Origin of the sequence: Erwinia pyrifoliae DSM 12163, from assembly GCF_000026985.1 — a bacterium.
GTDB classification, from domain to species: Bacteria; Pseudomonadota; Gammaproteobacteria; order Enterobacterales; family Enterobacteriaceae; genus Erwinia; species Erwinia pyrifoliae.
Map to the genome: position 1 here is coordinate 1,581,566 of NC_017390.1, position 14,760 is coordinate 1,596,325.

The 14,760-nt window shown below is 52.9% G+C and carries 12 protein-coding genes; 8 read left to right on the forward strand and 4 right to left on the reverse strand.

Annotated elements, in window-relative coordinates:
• Nucleotides 1-36: 36 nt before the first annotated feature.
• A complete protein-coding gene (locus tag EPYR_RS19085) occupies nt 37-237 on the reverse strand; it encodes a hypothetical protein (RefSeq protein ID WP_012667698.1) in 201 nt (66 codons plus the stop codon).
• On the opposite strand from EPYR_RS19085, the gene EPYR_RS06980 reads away from it, so the two are divergent.
• Complete coding sequence (locus EPYR_RS06980; RefSeq protein ID WP_012667699.1) at nt 229-1,191, forward strand: aldo/keto reductase; 963 nt, start codon at nt 229-231, stop codon at nt 1,189-1,191. The genes EPYR_RS19085 and EPYR_RS06980 overlap by 9 nt on opposite strands.
• 40 nt (nt 1,192-1,231) lie before the next feature.
• Here EPYR_RS06980 and yegD read toward each other — a convergent pair whose 3' ends face one another.
• Both yegD and EPYR_RS06990 read right to left on the reverse strand, forming a co-directional pair.
• Nucleotides 1,232-2,584: a molecular chaperone gene (gene yegD, locus EPYR_RS06985; protein WP_012667700.1), complete on the reverse strand. Its 1,353-nt coding sequence runs from the start codon at nt 2,582-2,584 to the stop codon at nt 1,232-1,234.
• Between the two features lie 241 nt (nt 2,585-2,825).
• Nucleotides 2,826-3,455, reverse strand: coding sequence for a phosphatase PAP2 family protein (locus EPYR_RS06990; protein ID WP_012667701.1), 630 nt, complete (start codon nt 3,453-3,455; stop codon nt 2,826-2,828).
• Nucleotides 3,456-3,751: 296 nt separating this feature from the next.
• Between EPYR_RS06990 and udk the strand changes: the two genes are divergently transcribed.
• The 3 genes from udk to asmA all read left to right on the forward strand — a co-directional run bounded on the left by udk (nt 3,752) and on the right by asmA (nt 6,964).
• Complete coding sequence (udk, locus tag EPYR_RS06995; protein WP_012667702.1) at nt 3,752-4,393, forward strand: uridine kinase; 642 nt, start codon at nt 3,752-3,754, stop codon at nt 4,391-4,393.
• A 25-nt stretch (nt 4,394-4,418) separates the two neighbouring features.
• On the forward strand, nt 4,419-5,000 hold the full coding sequence (gene dcd / locus EPYR_RS07000; protein WP_012667703.1) for a dCTP deaminase: 582 nt from the start codon (nt 4,419-4,421) through the stop codon (nt 4,998-5,000).
• Between the two features lie 116 nt (nt 5,001-5,116).
• Nucleotides 5,117-6,964: an outer membrane assembly protein AsmA gene (asmA, locus tag EPYR_RS07005; protein WP_012667704.1), complete on the forward strand. Its 1,848-nt coding sequence runs from the start codon at nt 5,117-5,119 to the stop codon at nt 6,962-6,964.
• A gap of 87 nt (nt 6,965-7,051) precedes the next feature.
• Here asmA and EPYR_RS07010 read toward each other — a convergent pair whose 3' ends face one another.
• On the reverse strand, nt 7,052-8,617 hold the full coding sequence (locus EPYR_RS07010) for a TerC family protein (protein WP_012667705.1): 1,566 nt from the start codon (nt 8,615-8,617) through the stop codon (nt 7,052-7,054).
• Between the two features lie 794 nt (nt 8,618-9,411).
• Here EPYR_RS07010 and wbaP point away from each other — a divergent pair.
• The 4 genes from wbaP to EPYR_RS07030 all read left to right on the forward strand — a co-directional run bounded on the left by wbaP (nt 9,412) and on the right by EPYR_RS07030 (nt 14,743).
• Nucleotides 9,412-10,845 (forward strand): undecaprenyl-phosphate galactose phosphotransferase WbaP, encoded by a 1,434-nt coding sequence (gene wbaP, locus EPYR_RS07015; protein WP_012667706.1) that lies wholly within the window; start codon nt 9,412-9,414, stop codon nt 10,843-10,845.
• Nucleotides 10,846-10,966: 121 nt separating this feature from the next.
• A complete protein-coding gene (locus EPYR_RS07020; RefSeq protein ID WP_187298253.1) occupies nt 10,967-12,100 on the forward strand; it encodes a polysaccharide export protein in 1,134 nt (377 codons plus the stop codon).
• A gap of 15 nt (nt 12,101-12,115) precedes the next feature.
• Nucleotides 12,116-12,550 carry an arsenate reductase/protein-tyrosine-phosphatase family protein gene (locus EPYR_RS07025; RefSeq protein WP_012667708.1) on the forward strand — a complete coding sequence of 145 codons (435 nt, stop codon included), beginning with the start codon at nt 12,116-12,118 and terminating at the stop codon, nt 12,548-12,550.
• A 12-nt stretch (nt 12,551-12,562) separates the two neighbouring features.
• Complete coding sequence (locus EPYR_RS07030) at nt 12,563-14,743, forward strand: polysaccharide biosynthesis tyrosine autokinase (RefSeq protein ID WP_014538791.1); 2,181 nt, start codon at nt 12,563-12,565, stop codon at nt 14,741-14,743.
• Nucleotides 14,744-14,760 lie beyond the last annotated feature (17 nt).

The following is a 14,760-nucleotide window of genomic DNA, read 5'->3' on the forward strand; positions in this document are numbered from 1 at the left end:
TTAATGCAGGGCGCTGGGCGGGATAAGGGACCAGCCTCAAGGCGGGTAAGGATAGCGAATTTCAAGCGCTGAAAAATGAAGGAAATAAGGATAACGGCTCAGATGCGGGCTGTCGCGTAGAGAAAATTCAATATTTGCAAATGATTTGCTACAAATCACCGCAGCGCGCTGAATGATGTTTGCTAGTCTTATCCACTGCGCCATCCACTTCTCATCAGGAGAATCATCATGAGTCATTCAGAACTGCGCCCGCTGGGCCGTTCCGCTATTCAGGTTCCGCGCCTGACCTTTGGCGGCAATGTATTTGGCTGGACTATCGACGAAAAGACGTCGTTTTCTCTGCTCGACGCACTGCTGGAGAAAGGATTGAATTTTATCGATACGGCCGACGTTTATTCGCGCTGGGCGCCCGGCAACCAGGGCGGCGAGTCAGAAACGATTATCGGCAACTGGCTGAAGCACAGCGGCAAGCGCGACCAGATTATCCTCGCCACCAAAGTCGGTATGGATTTGGGAAACGGTAAAACCGGGCTGGCGGCGAAGTATATTCGTCAGGCGGTGGAAGCCTCCCTGAAGCGCCTGCAAACTGACTATATTGACCTTTATCAGGCCCACCGCGACGATGAAGATACGCCGTTGCGGGAGTCGCTGGGCGCGTTCGACGCGCTGGTTAAAGAGGGTAAAGTGCGGGTTATCGGCGCTTCTAATTATTCGGCTGAACGCCTGAGTGAAGCGCTGCAAATCAGTGAAGAGCAGGGGTTGGCACGCTATGAAACCTTGCAGCCGGAATACAATCTCTACGATCGCGCCGGGTATGAGAGCGGCCTTGAGCAGGTCGCTATTGAACACGGGCTGGGCGTGATTAATTACTATTCACTCGCCAGCGGCTTCCTGAGTGGTAAATACCGTATCAAAGAGGATGCCGCGAAGAGCGCCCGTGGCCAGGGCGTGGTTGATCAATATCTGAATGAGCGCGGGCTGAAAATTGTTGACGCGCTGGTGCAGGTGGCCGAAACGTATCACGCTTCACCGACCCAGGTTGCGCTGGCGTGGCAGATTGCACGCCCGGGGATCACCGCGCCTATCGTCAGCGCCACGTCGCTGGCACAGGTTGATGAGCTGGCGAAGGCCGCCGTGCTGAAGCTGAAGGATGAGGATCTGCGCCTGCTATCGGATGCGAGCCGTTATTAAAAGCGATGGGTGGCTGCTGCCAAGCCCCGCCCGGAGGCGATCATCTGAACATCACCTGCGCCCAACGTGCCAGACCGGCGGTCACTGAACCGAAATCATCGCCGCTGGCCAGCGGAATGTGCGGTAGCTGCTGTTGCAGCGCGGCGCGCAGAACCGGAGATTTGGCGCTGCCGCCGGTCAGGTAAATGACATCGGGACGAGTGCCGCTGGTGGCCAGCGCCAGCGACACCTGCTCCTGAATGCGTTCCAGCGGCTGGCTGATAGCCGCTTCTAATCCCGCCACGCTAATCTCGGTTTCCAGACCGTTATCAATAAAGTCCAGCGCGGTCAGAACCCTGCTGCGCTGTGACAGGGCAATTTTGCTTTCTTCTGCCGAGCGTACCAGGCGATAACCAAGACGCTGTTGCCACACCTTGAGCAGCCGCTGCACTTTCTGCGGCTCGGCGGCATCGCGGATCAGATCCTGCAACAGCTTGCGCGATGCGGTGGCATAGAAGTCGCTTTGTGCCGGAACATCGTTGATCGCCACGGCATTCCACCACGGCAGGGCAGGCAGCCCGGTGCCTTTTATGGTTTCCCCGCCCAGGCCCAGCAGCGGCATCAGTTCCTTAAACGCCAGCATAATGTCCAGATCGTTACCGCCGACGCGGCAGCCGCTGTGGCCCAGCAGGCTGTCCGCGCGATGGGCCTTATCGTGCCACTGCGGCCCCATCAGCAGCATGGAACAGTCGGTGGTCCCCCCGCCGATGTCGATCACCAGCACGCGGTTTTCTTTGCCCAGCGTGGCTTCAAAGTCCAGCCCGGCCGCCACCGGTTCGAACTGGAAAACCACTTCCTTAAACCCTGCACGGCTGGCGGCGCGCGCCAGAATGCCCTCGGCCTGACGGTTGGCCTCATCGCCACCCAGCCCCTGAAAGTTTACCGGTCGCCCAATCACCGCCTGAGTGACGCTGTCATTTAACGTGTTTTCCGCCGTCTGACGGATATGCAACATCATGGCGCAGACCAGGTCTTCAAAAAAGGCCACCTGCTGTGGCTTTAAACCGCTGGCACCGAGGAAGGATTTAGGCGATTTTACAAACCAGACTTCTTCCGGGTCATCCATGTATTGTGCCAGCGAAGCCAGACCAAATTTGACGCTGCCGGGCAGGACATCAATATCTTCTTCACGGTTGAAAGCCAGAGCGCGGCGTAGCAGCGCCTGATTTTCTGCCTGCGGAGTTGGCACCTGATGATGACGGAACAGCCATTCACTTACCGCATCGCGGGTTGGCGCACACAGCATTGAAGGTAAATAAGGCGAGCCTTGCTCTAACGGCAGCAGCCTGGGTGCGCCGTTCTCCATATTGGCAATAGAGCAGTTTGCCGTTCCGTAGTCGAAACCGATAAACATCGTTTCCTCCGCTGAGTGTGAAAAAAAGGGAGGACTTTAGCCTGAGAGTGCAGGCCGTGCAAGCACCAGCGGCTTCAGCGTGCCAATAACCGCTCAGCGACGCTCTCAACCGCGTTGAGAAAAGGGTTAGCCGTGCGGAGCAAAGGAGGATGCCTTTTGCTGCTTCGCCCGACGATTAGCCGGCCACGGCCTTGAGGTGGGTGACGGTATTAATAGACGCAAAGCCGACCACGCCCGCCGTTTACTGGGATAGTTTAAGTAATTTCTCACGCGTCCAGGCCTGTTCAATGCCGGCAATCTGCGCAGAAATGTGCTGAAGGAATTGCTGAGTGGTGGCTTTGCGCCCCTGGCTAATCAGCAGTAAGGGGACGATCAGCACAAGGCACAGTTGTGTCGTGGGGATAGTGCGGCGAGAATTATGGCGCTGGCCAATCAGATAAACGCTGCTCAAGGTAAAGCCGAGTAATAATCCGCTGATGACTTCACTGTCTGAGTGGTAGTGGAGTACCAAACGTGAAACACCGACGCACAAAGGAATGAAATAGCCGATGATTATCGCGACACGACGCCACCCTCCGCTCAGGCGAGCGCTCATTAACCACAGCATCACTGGCCACAGGGTTGCGGACATGGCACTGTGGCCGCTGAAACCGGTAAAATTGAAACGGGCGCTGCCGATGCCATAACCCATGAAAGCGATTTTAGACAGGCTGGCCAGCGCGCCGGCCGTGCAAAATGTCAGTAGCCAGTACCAGGCGCTGCGTTCATCGTCACTCTTCCAGAACAGCAACAACGCAATGATCAGGGCGGTGGGTAGCAGCAACATGCTGTCACCCAAATAGGTAAGAAAGTGGATAAGAGGCCAGAACACACTAATTCCTTATAACTGTTTTCTGTTGCCCAGTTTAGCGGTGAAAGCGATTGCCGCCTAAGGGTAAAGTCTGAAAAGGCGAAGGTGCTTTTTTCTGGCATCATAAGGGGTTACTCCTTATAATTGCGCCGCTGTGCCCTTTATATTTTCAGCTGCAGATGTGTTGGTTGCTATCATTTGCCCGCTCATCTGACTTTACCGAGTTCAGGTGGACGGCCTGATGAGGCCATGCTGTATCCGGAAATTAACAGGGAATACTTACCCTTTATATTGTCTCAGAACCAGGTCTTTGAAATATGGCTGACAAGTCGCATCAGTGCGTCATCGTAGGTATCGCAGGCGCATCCGCCTCGGGAAAAAGTCTTATTGCCAGTACGCTATATCGTGAAGTTCGCGAGCGTGTCGGTGATGAAAATATTGGTGTGATCCCCGAGGATGCCTATTATAAAGATCAGAGTCATCTGACCATGGAAGAGCGGGTCAAAACCAATTACGACCATCCAAGCGCCATGGATCATAGCCTGCTTTTACAGCACCTGCAGATGCTGAAAGCAGGCAAGGCTATCGATTTGCCGGTTTACAGTTATGTCGAGCATACCCGTACCAGGCAATCCCTTCGCCTTGAACCGAAGAAGGTGATTATCCTGGAAGGGATCCTGCTACTGACCGATGCTCGCTTGCGCCAGGAGATGAATTTCTCCATTTTCGTTGATACCCCGCTCGATATTTGCCTGATGCGCCGTATGAAGCGTGATGTCAACGAGCGTGGGCGGTCGATGGACTCGGTGATGGCACAGTACCAGAAAACGGTGCGGCCGATGTTCCTGCAATTTATCGAACCCTCCAAGCAATACGCCGATATTATCGTGCCGCGCGGCGGCAAAAATCGTATTGCCATCGATATCCTGAAAGCGAAAATAAATCAGTTCTTTGAATAATCGAAGCGCCAGCCGGAGATCCTGAATGAGACTATGTGACCGCGATATTGAAGCCTGGCTCGACAATGGCAAGCTGGGTATCGATCCGCGCCCGCCTGTAGAGCGCATTAATGGTGCGACCGTTGATGTGCGCCTGGGTAACCAGTTCCGCACCTTCCGTGGCCATACCGCTGCTTTTATCGATTTGAGCGGCCCTAAAGATGAGGTCAGCGCGGCGTTGGATCGCGTGATGAGCGATGAGATTGTCCTGCCGCAAGGTGATGCGTTCTTTCTGCATCCGGGTGAACTGGCGCTGGCGGTGACGTTGGAGTCGGTGACCTTGCCGGACAATCTGGTCGGCTGGCTGGACGGCCGCTCGTCACTGGCGCGGCTGGGTTTGATGGTTCACGTTACCGCACACCGTATCGATCCCGGCTGGCAGGGGCGCATCGTCCTGGAGTTCTATAACTCAGGTAAGCTGCCGCTGGCGCTGCGTCCCGGCATGCTGATCGGTGCGTTAAGCTTTGAGCCGCTTTCAGGCCCCGCTGCCCGCCCCTACAACAGCCGCCAGGATGCCAAGTACAAAGGCCAACAGGGCGCGGTTGCCAGCCGTATAGATAAGGACTAAATGAGCGGAAGGTGCGCCTGTGGGTTAAGATTGCACAAGGTGGCAACCCGGTGAACCCCTGGCCTGGCACCGGGTGACGGGCAGTCAGTGGCAAAATAAAGAGTTAAGGAGCAGGCATGAAAAGGTTTATTACCACACTTGCGATACTACTGGTCGTGGTGGTTGCCGGAATGACCGCGCTGGTGATGTTGGTGAATCCGAACGATTTTCGCGCCTACATGGTCCGCCAGGTCGAGCAGCGTAGCGGCTATCACCTTGCGCTTAACGGCGATCTGCGTTGGCATGTCTGGCCGCAGCTTAGCATCCTGTCCGGTCCGGTCACCTTGACCGCTCCGGGGGCGCGGCAGCCGGTGGTAAGCGCGGCTAATATGCGTCTTGACGTGAATCTTTTGCCCCTGTTCTCTCACCAACTTTCGGTAAAACAGGTGATGCTGAAAGGCGCGGTAATACGTCTGACGCCGGACAGTAAAAGCCTTCCTCCCGTTAATGCGCCGATCGGCCCTGCCGGCAGCAGCACCTTTTCGCCCACTGATGATGTTGCGCGTGGCTGGAAGTTCGACATTTCCCATTTACGTATTGCTGACGGCCTGCTGGTATGGCAGCAGAGCAACGGCGAGCAGCTTAATGTACGCGATCTGAATCTGGCGCTTGACCAGAACCAGCCGCGCCAGGTGCACATTGAAATCAGTAGCCGCATTAACCGCGACCAGCGCGAACTGCAGTTAGATTTGAGCAGCGAGCTGGATATCACTGATTACCCACAGCGGGTGAAGGCGATCGTTCAGCAGTCAGATTATCAGCTCAAGGGGGTCGATCTACCGCTGGCCGGTATCCAGGGCAAGGCGCAGATGAAAGCCAACTGGGAGAGTCTGACCGGGCGCTTCAGCCTCGAAGACATCCATCTTAACGCCAATGACAGCCAGCTAAGCGGAACCCTGTCGGGGACGCTGGGCGCGCACCCCGAACTGCTGGCTAACCTGCATATCGGCAGTCTCGACCTTGATTCGCTGTTGGGTCTGTCCGGCGCTATGGATCAAGACGCCTTAGCGACTGAACCGCGTAGCGGCCATGCCCCGGTTATCGCCAGCGTACCGGTGACGGACAATGTCCATTCCGTTCTCAATGCTCTGGATGGGCAACTGACGCTGGCAGTGGATCAGCTTCGCTGGCGTCAGATGCAGATGAATCATGTGTTGCTGCACGCTGCCAGCCAGCAGGGTTTGCTGACCATGAACACCTTCAAAGGGACGGGCGAAGGGGGAAGCTTCTCGCTGCCGGGTACGGTGGATGCGCGCGGCGCGCCGACCAAGGTCACTCTGATCCCGGAGCTGAAGCAGATTGCCATGAGTTCGTTGCTGAAAGGATTTGAGCTTCCGGACACCATCAGCGGTTCGTTGTCGCTGCGGGGGCGTTTTAGTGGTGATGGACTGAACGTGGCCGCGTTTAAGCATCAGTGGCAGGGGCAGGCCGAACTGAGTCTTGATGACGCGCAGTTTGCCGGCCTGAATCTGATGCAGATGGTTCAGCGCGCGGTAGAAAATAATAGCGCTAAGGTGCGTGGAAAGAGCGACGACGGCACGCCAAATCCGCTACATCTCCAGGGAAGCGCTACCCTGAATAATGGCGTGATTGCTTTCTCCCGGCTTGACGCCAGCTCGGCGATGCTCACCTACAACGCCAGCGGCAGCATCGATTTAATTAAGAAAAATTTAGACGTGCTGTTTGGCGTGACGATCGCCGGAGGCTGGAGCGGGGACAGCGAGCTGGTGCAGCGTTTGCAGCAACTGCCGGTGCCCCTGAGGGTTTACGGGCCGTGGTCGGCTGTTAATTACAACTTGAAAGTGGACCAGCTGCTGCGCCAGCAGGTGCGTGACGAAGCGCGGCATCGCCTGCAAAAATGGATCAAGCGTAACCCTGACAAGTCTGATAGCAGTGACGTTAAAAAGTTGATCAACGAGCTTTGATGGCGGGCGGCCGAAAGTGAGCGCCGCCGCCATTATGCTGGCCGCCTTGATGCGGAAGGCGAAGGGCAGGGCCTATTTTTTTGGTTTTCAGAGCGATCCCGGCAACGGAATAATCTGCACCTTCTGCACCCTGTGGCTGGCAACCCGTAAGGTGCGAAACAGATAGCCACTCACCTCTACCTCTTCGCCTTCCAGGGGAACACGCTGCAGATGCTCCATCAGCAGTCCCGCCAGCGTATGATAGTCGCGCTTCTCACTGAGCTGTAGCGGCAGGTGCATCACAAGATCTTCCAGCGGCATATGGCCATTTGCCGTCCAGCTGCCATCGTTATGCTGCTGGATATCATGGCGCGGATCGGTTTTCTCACTTTCGTTTGGCAGGTAACCTGCAATGGTTTCCATCACGTCACTGAGCGTGACCACCCCTTCTACCGAGCCAAACTCATCCACCACAAAAGCAAAATGGGTGCGGGCGCTGCGAAATTGCTCCAGTGCCGGCAGCAGGGGCAGCCTTTCAGGAAAGACCAGCGGCTGGCGCATCAGCACGCGCAGATCGATGCGACGATCGTGAAGTGCCTGCTTCAGCAGATCGATCACATGCACGACTCCCAGCGGCTCGTCACCGTTTTCAGTTATCAGCAGGCGCGTATGCTGGTTAGCGTCAAGCTGTGCCAGGATTTTCTCCGGCGACTCGGCCAGATCGATATGTTGAATATCATGGCGGGTGGTCATGATGCTGCTTACGCTACGCTGACCCATTGCCAGTACGCGCGCGATCATCATACGTTCCTGTTTATTGAAAATGGCTTTACGTCCGTTGTGATCTGCCACCAGCGAAGAGGTTTCTGCATCCAGTTCGGCCTGGTCAGGATGCCCACGCAGTAGCCTGAGCACCGCATCCGCCGTGCGTTTCCGCAACGGATATTGTGCCGAAAGAAACCGACGGCGGTTGAATCGGGCCAGCTGATTAAGTGCTTCGATAATCACGGAGAAGCCAATGGCTGCGTACAGATAGCCTTTTGGAATGGCGTAGCCAAAGCCGTCTGCCACCAGGCTGAATCCAATCATCAGAAGAAAGCTCAGACACAGAATAATGATAGTCGGATGATCGTTAACAAAAGCTGTTAGCGGCTTGCTGGCCAGCAACATCAAACAAATGGCGATAATGACGGCTGCCATCATCACGGCAAGCTGGTCGACCATACCAACGGCGGTGACCACGGAGTCAAGGGAGAATACCGCGTCAAGCACCACGATTTGCGCGACGACCGGCCAAAAGCGGGCGCCGTACTTTTGCGGGCTATCCGCCTGATCTTTACCCTCCAGCCGCTCGTTCAGTTCCATCGTAGCCTTAAACAGCAGGAATAAACCCCCCAGTAACATAATGATGTCGCGAGCGCTGAAGGGGTGCCCGCTCAGGCTGAATAATGGCGAAGTCAGTGACGATAGCCAGGATACGCCAGCCAGCAGCAGCAGTCTCATTCCTAATGCCAGTGATAAGCCGGTCAGGCGTGCACGGTCGCGCAAGGCTGGTGGTAGCTTTTCCGCCAGGATGGCAATAAACACCAGGTTGTCTATGCCCAGCACCAGTTCCAGCACCACTAAAGTGACCAGGCCGGCCCAAATTGACGGGGCGGCGATCCATTCGAACATGACTTCACCTTAATGACATCTTTGATTAATCCATGATGGGCGGTATGTATGAATATTTCAACCTGATGATGGGGGCATTTAAAGTTCTGTCAGCCTGCTTAGCGGGCAAAACATTGTTATGGATGCAAAAGCTATGTTGACACTACTTATCAGGCATACCGCATTTCATAATTTACATATATCCAGGATTAATCGTATATCAACTGGGTTGATTAAGGAGGGGGGAGCTGGATTTAGAAGAAAAAACATTGAGAATAATCTCAATTTAAAGTGGCTAAAATGGGGGGTAAGTGGTACTGGCGCAACATGAAAGTAGTCTTATTCCTAAAAGAGTCAGCACGGGCAGAGAGACTCTTGTAAAGAGACCATTTATAACTAGTATAGCAACATATTAGTGAATGTCTGCGTGGGCGTTGTATTTGGCACAGTGCAGTGGGGGGGAATGATGAATTTTGTGAGGCAGCACACAATCCACTGATAAATGTTAGCGGGCGTCGGATATGACGGGCTTTTAACAGCAAACGGCAACATTTACAGCGCATTGGCAGCTACAAGCCAGGGGCGGTAGCGTGTCTTGATGAGTGATAAACCCGTTCAGTAAAATCCAGGAAACCATATAGTTAAGTTGTTTTTAACACCCAAAACCCTGCTCGTGATGCAGTTATGATGACCTTTTGTAGAATTTTCTGAATGAGTTCCCTGTGTAATAAAGGACGTGGTGCAAGCAATATCCCTCACTCCCGCTTCAAAACCAATAAATCACAGGATTCCTGAGATAAAATTAAGAGTTAATTATGCGCGAAATTGAATTCACCTTTAAAGGGTTGTTAATCAGATTGTCACTGGCCCTGTCAGATCTCATCTTTTTTAATGTAGCATTGGCACTCGCCATCGTGCTGATTAATGGCTTTTCAGGTGAAACTCTTACGGGGATTCCGCAACACGAATTAGATCTAAAAATAGCGACACACATTTTGCTGTCGGTGGTCTGTGTCGGCTGGTTTTGGGTGCGGTTACGTCACTACACTTATCGAAAACCTTTCTGGTTTGAGCTGAAAGAAGTATTAAGAACAATCTTGATATTTTCAATTGTTGACCTTTCTGTTAGTGCGTTATCTAAATGGGAACTTTCTCGCTGGATCTGGATATTAACCTGGATCCTGTCCATGGCGTTGGTTCCTGTTGGGCGTGCCTGCGTCAAACGTCTGTTAAATCGTAAAAAGCTATGGAAGAAGCAGTCAATCATTCTTGGCAGTGGGGATAATGCGCAAGAAGCCTGGCAGGCTTTGCAAAGCGAAGAGATGATGGGGTTTGATGTGGTTGCCTTCTACGATGTTGACGGGAGCCAGACCGCCCTTGAACTGTTTGGGGTTCCAGTCCTGAAAGAGGAATCGCAGCTGTGGGCATTGGTAGACAGCGATACGCAGTTTATCGTGGCGGTTGAATATGAGCAGAGTCAGTCGCGTGACTGGTGGCTAAAAAATCTGGCTACCCACAATTGCCGCTCGGTTTCGGTGATCCCTTCTTTACGCGGCGTTCCGCTTTATGGCACGGATATGGCCTATATCTTTAGCCATGAAGTGATGATCCTGAGGGTCAGTAATAATCTCGCTAAACACAGTTCACGCTTTCTGAAACGTACCTTCGATCTTGTTGGCGCGCTGGGCATTATCACCTTGCTGCTACCCGCATTAGTCGTATTGATTTTTATGGTTTCACGCGACGGAGGGGCACCTATTTATGGCCATGAACGCGTCGGTCGTGACGGTCGCAAATTCAAGTGTCTCAAGTTCCGCTCGATGGTGGTGAATTCCAAAGAGGTGCTGGAAGAGGTGCTGCGTAACGATCCGGTCGCGCGTGCCGAATGGGATGAAGACTTTAAGCTGAAAAACGACCCGCGTATTACTCGCATCGGCCATTTTATTCGTAAAACCAGTCTTGATGAACTGCCGCAATTATGGAACGTGGTACGGGGTGAAATGAGTCTGGTCGGGCCACGACCGGTGATTGAAGCCGAGCTTGAACGCTATGCGGGCGATGTTGATTACTATTTTATGGCTAAGCCAGGCATGACCGGATTGTGGCAGGTGAGTGGGCGTAACGATGTGAGTTATGAAACCCGCGTTTATTTCGACTCATGGTACGTAAAGAACTGGTCACTTTGGAACGATATCGCCATTTTGTTCAAAACGATTGGGGTGGTTCTGAAACGTGATGGCGCTTACTAATCAACGAGGGAGCGAAGGATAGTGATAATTATCAAGCCTGATATGATCAACTGATGACTTCCAGACGCGTACAGTGGCGGTCTTGCCACTGTCATTCAAATTACCGATAGCGATGAACCAGATGATTATAATCAAAACTAAATTGATACCTGTGTTGGTATCGGCAGCACTCCTTTCCGGCTGTACCGTCGTGCCGGGTAACCATCTTTCGACAATGGGCAAAGACGTTGTTGAGCAGCAGGATAGTGATTTTGACATTGATAAATATGTCAATGTTTTTCCGCTGACCCCGAGTCTGGTGGAACGCATGAAGCCTAAGCCGGTAGTGGCTCAGGCTAACGCTACGCTGCAACGGGAACTGCAGAACTACGAATATCGTATTGGCGTGGGCGATGTATTGATGGTAACGGTTTGGGACCATCCGGAACTGACCACCCCAGCGGGTCAATACCGCAGCGCCAGTGATACAGGTAACTGGGTTCACTCTGACGGCACCATCTTCTATCCCTACATTGGCAGAGTGCGCGTAGCAGGTCATACCGTACAAGAGATTCGTGATGAAATTGCCAGCCGGTTGTCCAGGTATGTCGAAAGCCCGCAGGTTGATGTCAACGTTGCCTCATTTAAATCGCAAAAAACATACGTGACGGGAGAAGTGACTACTTCAGGTCAGCAGGCGATCACCAACGTCCCCCTGACTATCCTTGATGCCGTTAATGCCGCTGGTGGTCTGACCGCCACCGCAGACTGGCGCAATGTGGTGCTAACGCATGACGGACGCGAACAGCCTGTCTCTCTTCAGGCGCTGATGCAAAATGGTGATCTGTCACAAAATCATCTGTTATACCCTGGTGATATTCTCTACGTGCCGCGTAATGACGATCTCAAAGTGTTCGTGATGGGAGAAGTCAAGCAGCAGGCGACGCTGAAGATGGATCGCAGCGGGATGACGCTTTCTGAAGCGCTGGGCAGTGCACAGGGGATGGATCAGAGCGTTGCTGATGCCACCGGCGTTTTCGTTATTCGTCCAGTTAAGGGTACAAACCGCAGTAAAATCGCCAATATCTACCAGCTTAATACCAAAGATGCCGCCGCAATGGTAATGGGAACTGAATTCCGTTTAGAACCTTATGACATTGTTTATGTTACCTCCACCCCTCTCACCCGTTGGAATCGTGTGATCTCGCAGCTGGTGCCAACTATTAATGGTGTCTACGATGCGACACGTAACGTACAGATTATTCATAAATGGTAAACGGCGGCTGAATTTATGATCAATTCAATCTTAGTGGTGTGTATCGGCAATATCTGCCGCTCTCCTACCGGGGAGCGGCTGCTGATGGCCGCATTGCCAGAGAAGAAAATCGCTTCCGCCGGCTTGAAGGCGATGGTAGGAAGCCCGGCTGATCAAACCGCCAGCGTGGTGGCCGATGAACGCGGCGTGTCCCTGCAGGATCATGTAGCACAACAGCTTACGGCAGATATGTGTCGTGACAGCGATCTTATTCTGGTGATGGAAAAAAAACATATCGACCTTGTTTGCCGTATTAACCCGTCAGTACGTGGCAAAACCATGCTGTTTGGACACTGGATCAATCAGCAAGAAATAGCGGACCCCTACAAGAAAAGCCGGGATGCCTTTGAGGCCGTGTATGGAGTTCTTGAAAACGCTGCCCAGAAATGGGTCAACGCATTAAGCCGATAGTTGGGATTTTCCATGAAATCAAATAGTAAGGAACCGTCAGCGAACGGTGGCGAGGCGATCAGATTCGAACTGGCGCACCTTGTGGGACAACTTATTGATCATCGTTGGATGATCTTGGCAGTGTCAGTACTGTTTACGTTAATGGGCACGCTATACAGTTTGTTTGCGACGCCAATTTACAGTGCAGACGCGATGGTGCAGGTTGAGCAAAAGAATGCCAACACGGTACTTAATGACCTTTCTCAGATGATGCCGAACGCGCAACCCGCTTCTGCCGCCGAAATAGAAATTATTACCTCGCGTATGGTTTTGGGCAAAACGGTGGCTGACCTCGGCCTTGATGCGCTGGTACAGCAGGACCACTTCCCGCTGATAGGCGCTGGCCTGTCGCGCATTATGGGAAAAAAAGCGCAACAGATAGCTGTTTCACGTCTCACTGTTCCGGCTTTCTGGGATAAGCGTGAGCTTAGCGTAGAAGTGAACGGGCCGGATAGTTACACCGTCAGCAAAGATGACAATGAGCTATTTAAAGGTAAAGTCGGTCAGTTCGAGCAGCACGGTGATGTCAGCATGCTGGTTAGCCATATTGATGCTGATGCAGGTACCCGTTTCACCGTCAGCAAACTGAGCACCCTGCAAGCGATCAAAATGATCGGCAACAATCTGGTTGTGGCCGATATGGGTAAAGATACCGGCGTTTTAGGGTTGACCTATAGCGGTGAGGATCCGCTGCAGATAAGCCGAGTGCTGGACCAGGTCATTAATAACTATCTGTACCAGAACATCGCGCGCAAATCTGAAGAAGCCGAAAAAAGCATCCAGTTTCTTGCCCAACAGCTGCCGGAAGTACGCGGTAAGTTGGATCAGGCTGAAGATAAACTCAACGTCTTCCGCCGTCAGCATGACTCGGTCGATATGTCACTGGAAGCTAAGTCTGCCCTTGATTCTTCGGTCAGCATTCAGACACAGCTGAACGAGTTAACCTTCCGGGAAGCGGAAGTATCCCAGTTGTTCAAAAAGGATCACCCGACCTATCGCGCCCTGCTGGAAAAACGGCAAACGCTGGAAAACCAGCAGAAACAGCTGAATGGTAAAATCAGCCAGATGCCGCAAACCCAGCAGGAGATTGTTCGTTTAACGCGTGATGTGCAGGCGGGGCAGGAGATATATATGCAGCTGCTGAGTCGTCAGCAGGAGTTGAATATCAGTAAGGCCAGCACCGTAGGTGATGTCCGAATCATCGATCATGCGGAAACCGCCGCAAAACCCGTTGCCCCGAAAAACCTGATAATCGTTGCCGCCAGTTTGATCGTCGGGCTGATGGTGTCTGTCGGATTAGTCCTGTTGAAAGCGCTGTTCCATCATGGGATTGATAATCCTGAGCAGCTGGAAGAGCTGGGTTTAAGCGTCTATGCCAGCGTGCCGCTTTCCGAATGGCAGCGTAAGAAAGATCAGGAGGTGCAGCTGAAACGAAAACTGGCCGCAAAAGTTGATCCGCATCACAGGTTACTGGCGTTGGGTAACCCTACTGACCTGTCAATTGAAGCGATCCGCAGTCTGCGCACCAGTTTACATTTTGCGATGATGGATGCCGAAAATAACATTTTAATGGTCACTGGTGCCAGTCCGGGGATTGGTAAGACCTTTATCTGCGCCAACCTGGCGACGCTGGTTGCGAAAACCGGCGAGAAAGTGCTGTTTATTGATGGTGACATGCGACGTGGCTACACCCACGATCTGCTCGGCGCGGAAAGCAAAACCGGCTTGTCAGACATTCTGTCTGGAAAACTTCCCTTCAGTACCGATCTGGTGCAGCGTGGAGATTACGGTTTTGATTTTATCGCCCGAGGTCAGGTGCCGCCCAATCCATCTGAACTGTTGATGCACAGCCGCATGAAAGAGTTGGTTGACTGGGCCAGTAAAAATTACGACCTGGTGCTGATTGATACCCCACCGATTCTGGCCGTAACCGACGCCTCGATCATTGGCAAGCTGGCTGGCACTTCACTGATGGTGGCGCGCTTTGAAACCAACACCGTCAAGGAAGTTGAAATCAGTTACAAACGCTTTATTCAGAACGGCATCGAAATTAAAGGGATTATCCTCAATGCCGTAGTGCGTAAGTCAGCGAATAACTATGGTTATGGTTACGACTATTACGACTACAGCTACAAACAGGGTGAGAAAAGCTAGCTGCCGTGCGGAACCTT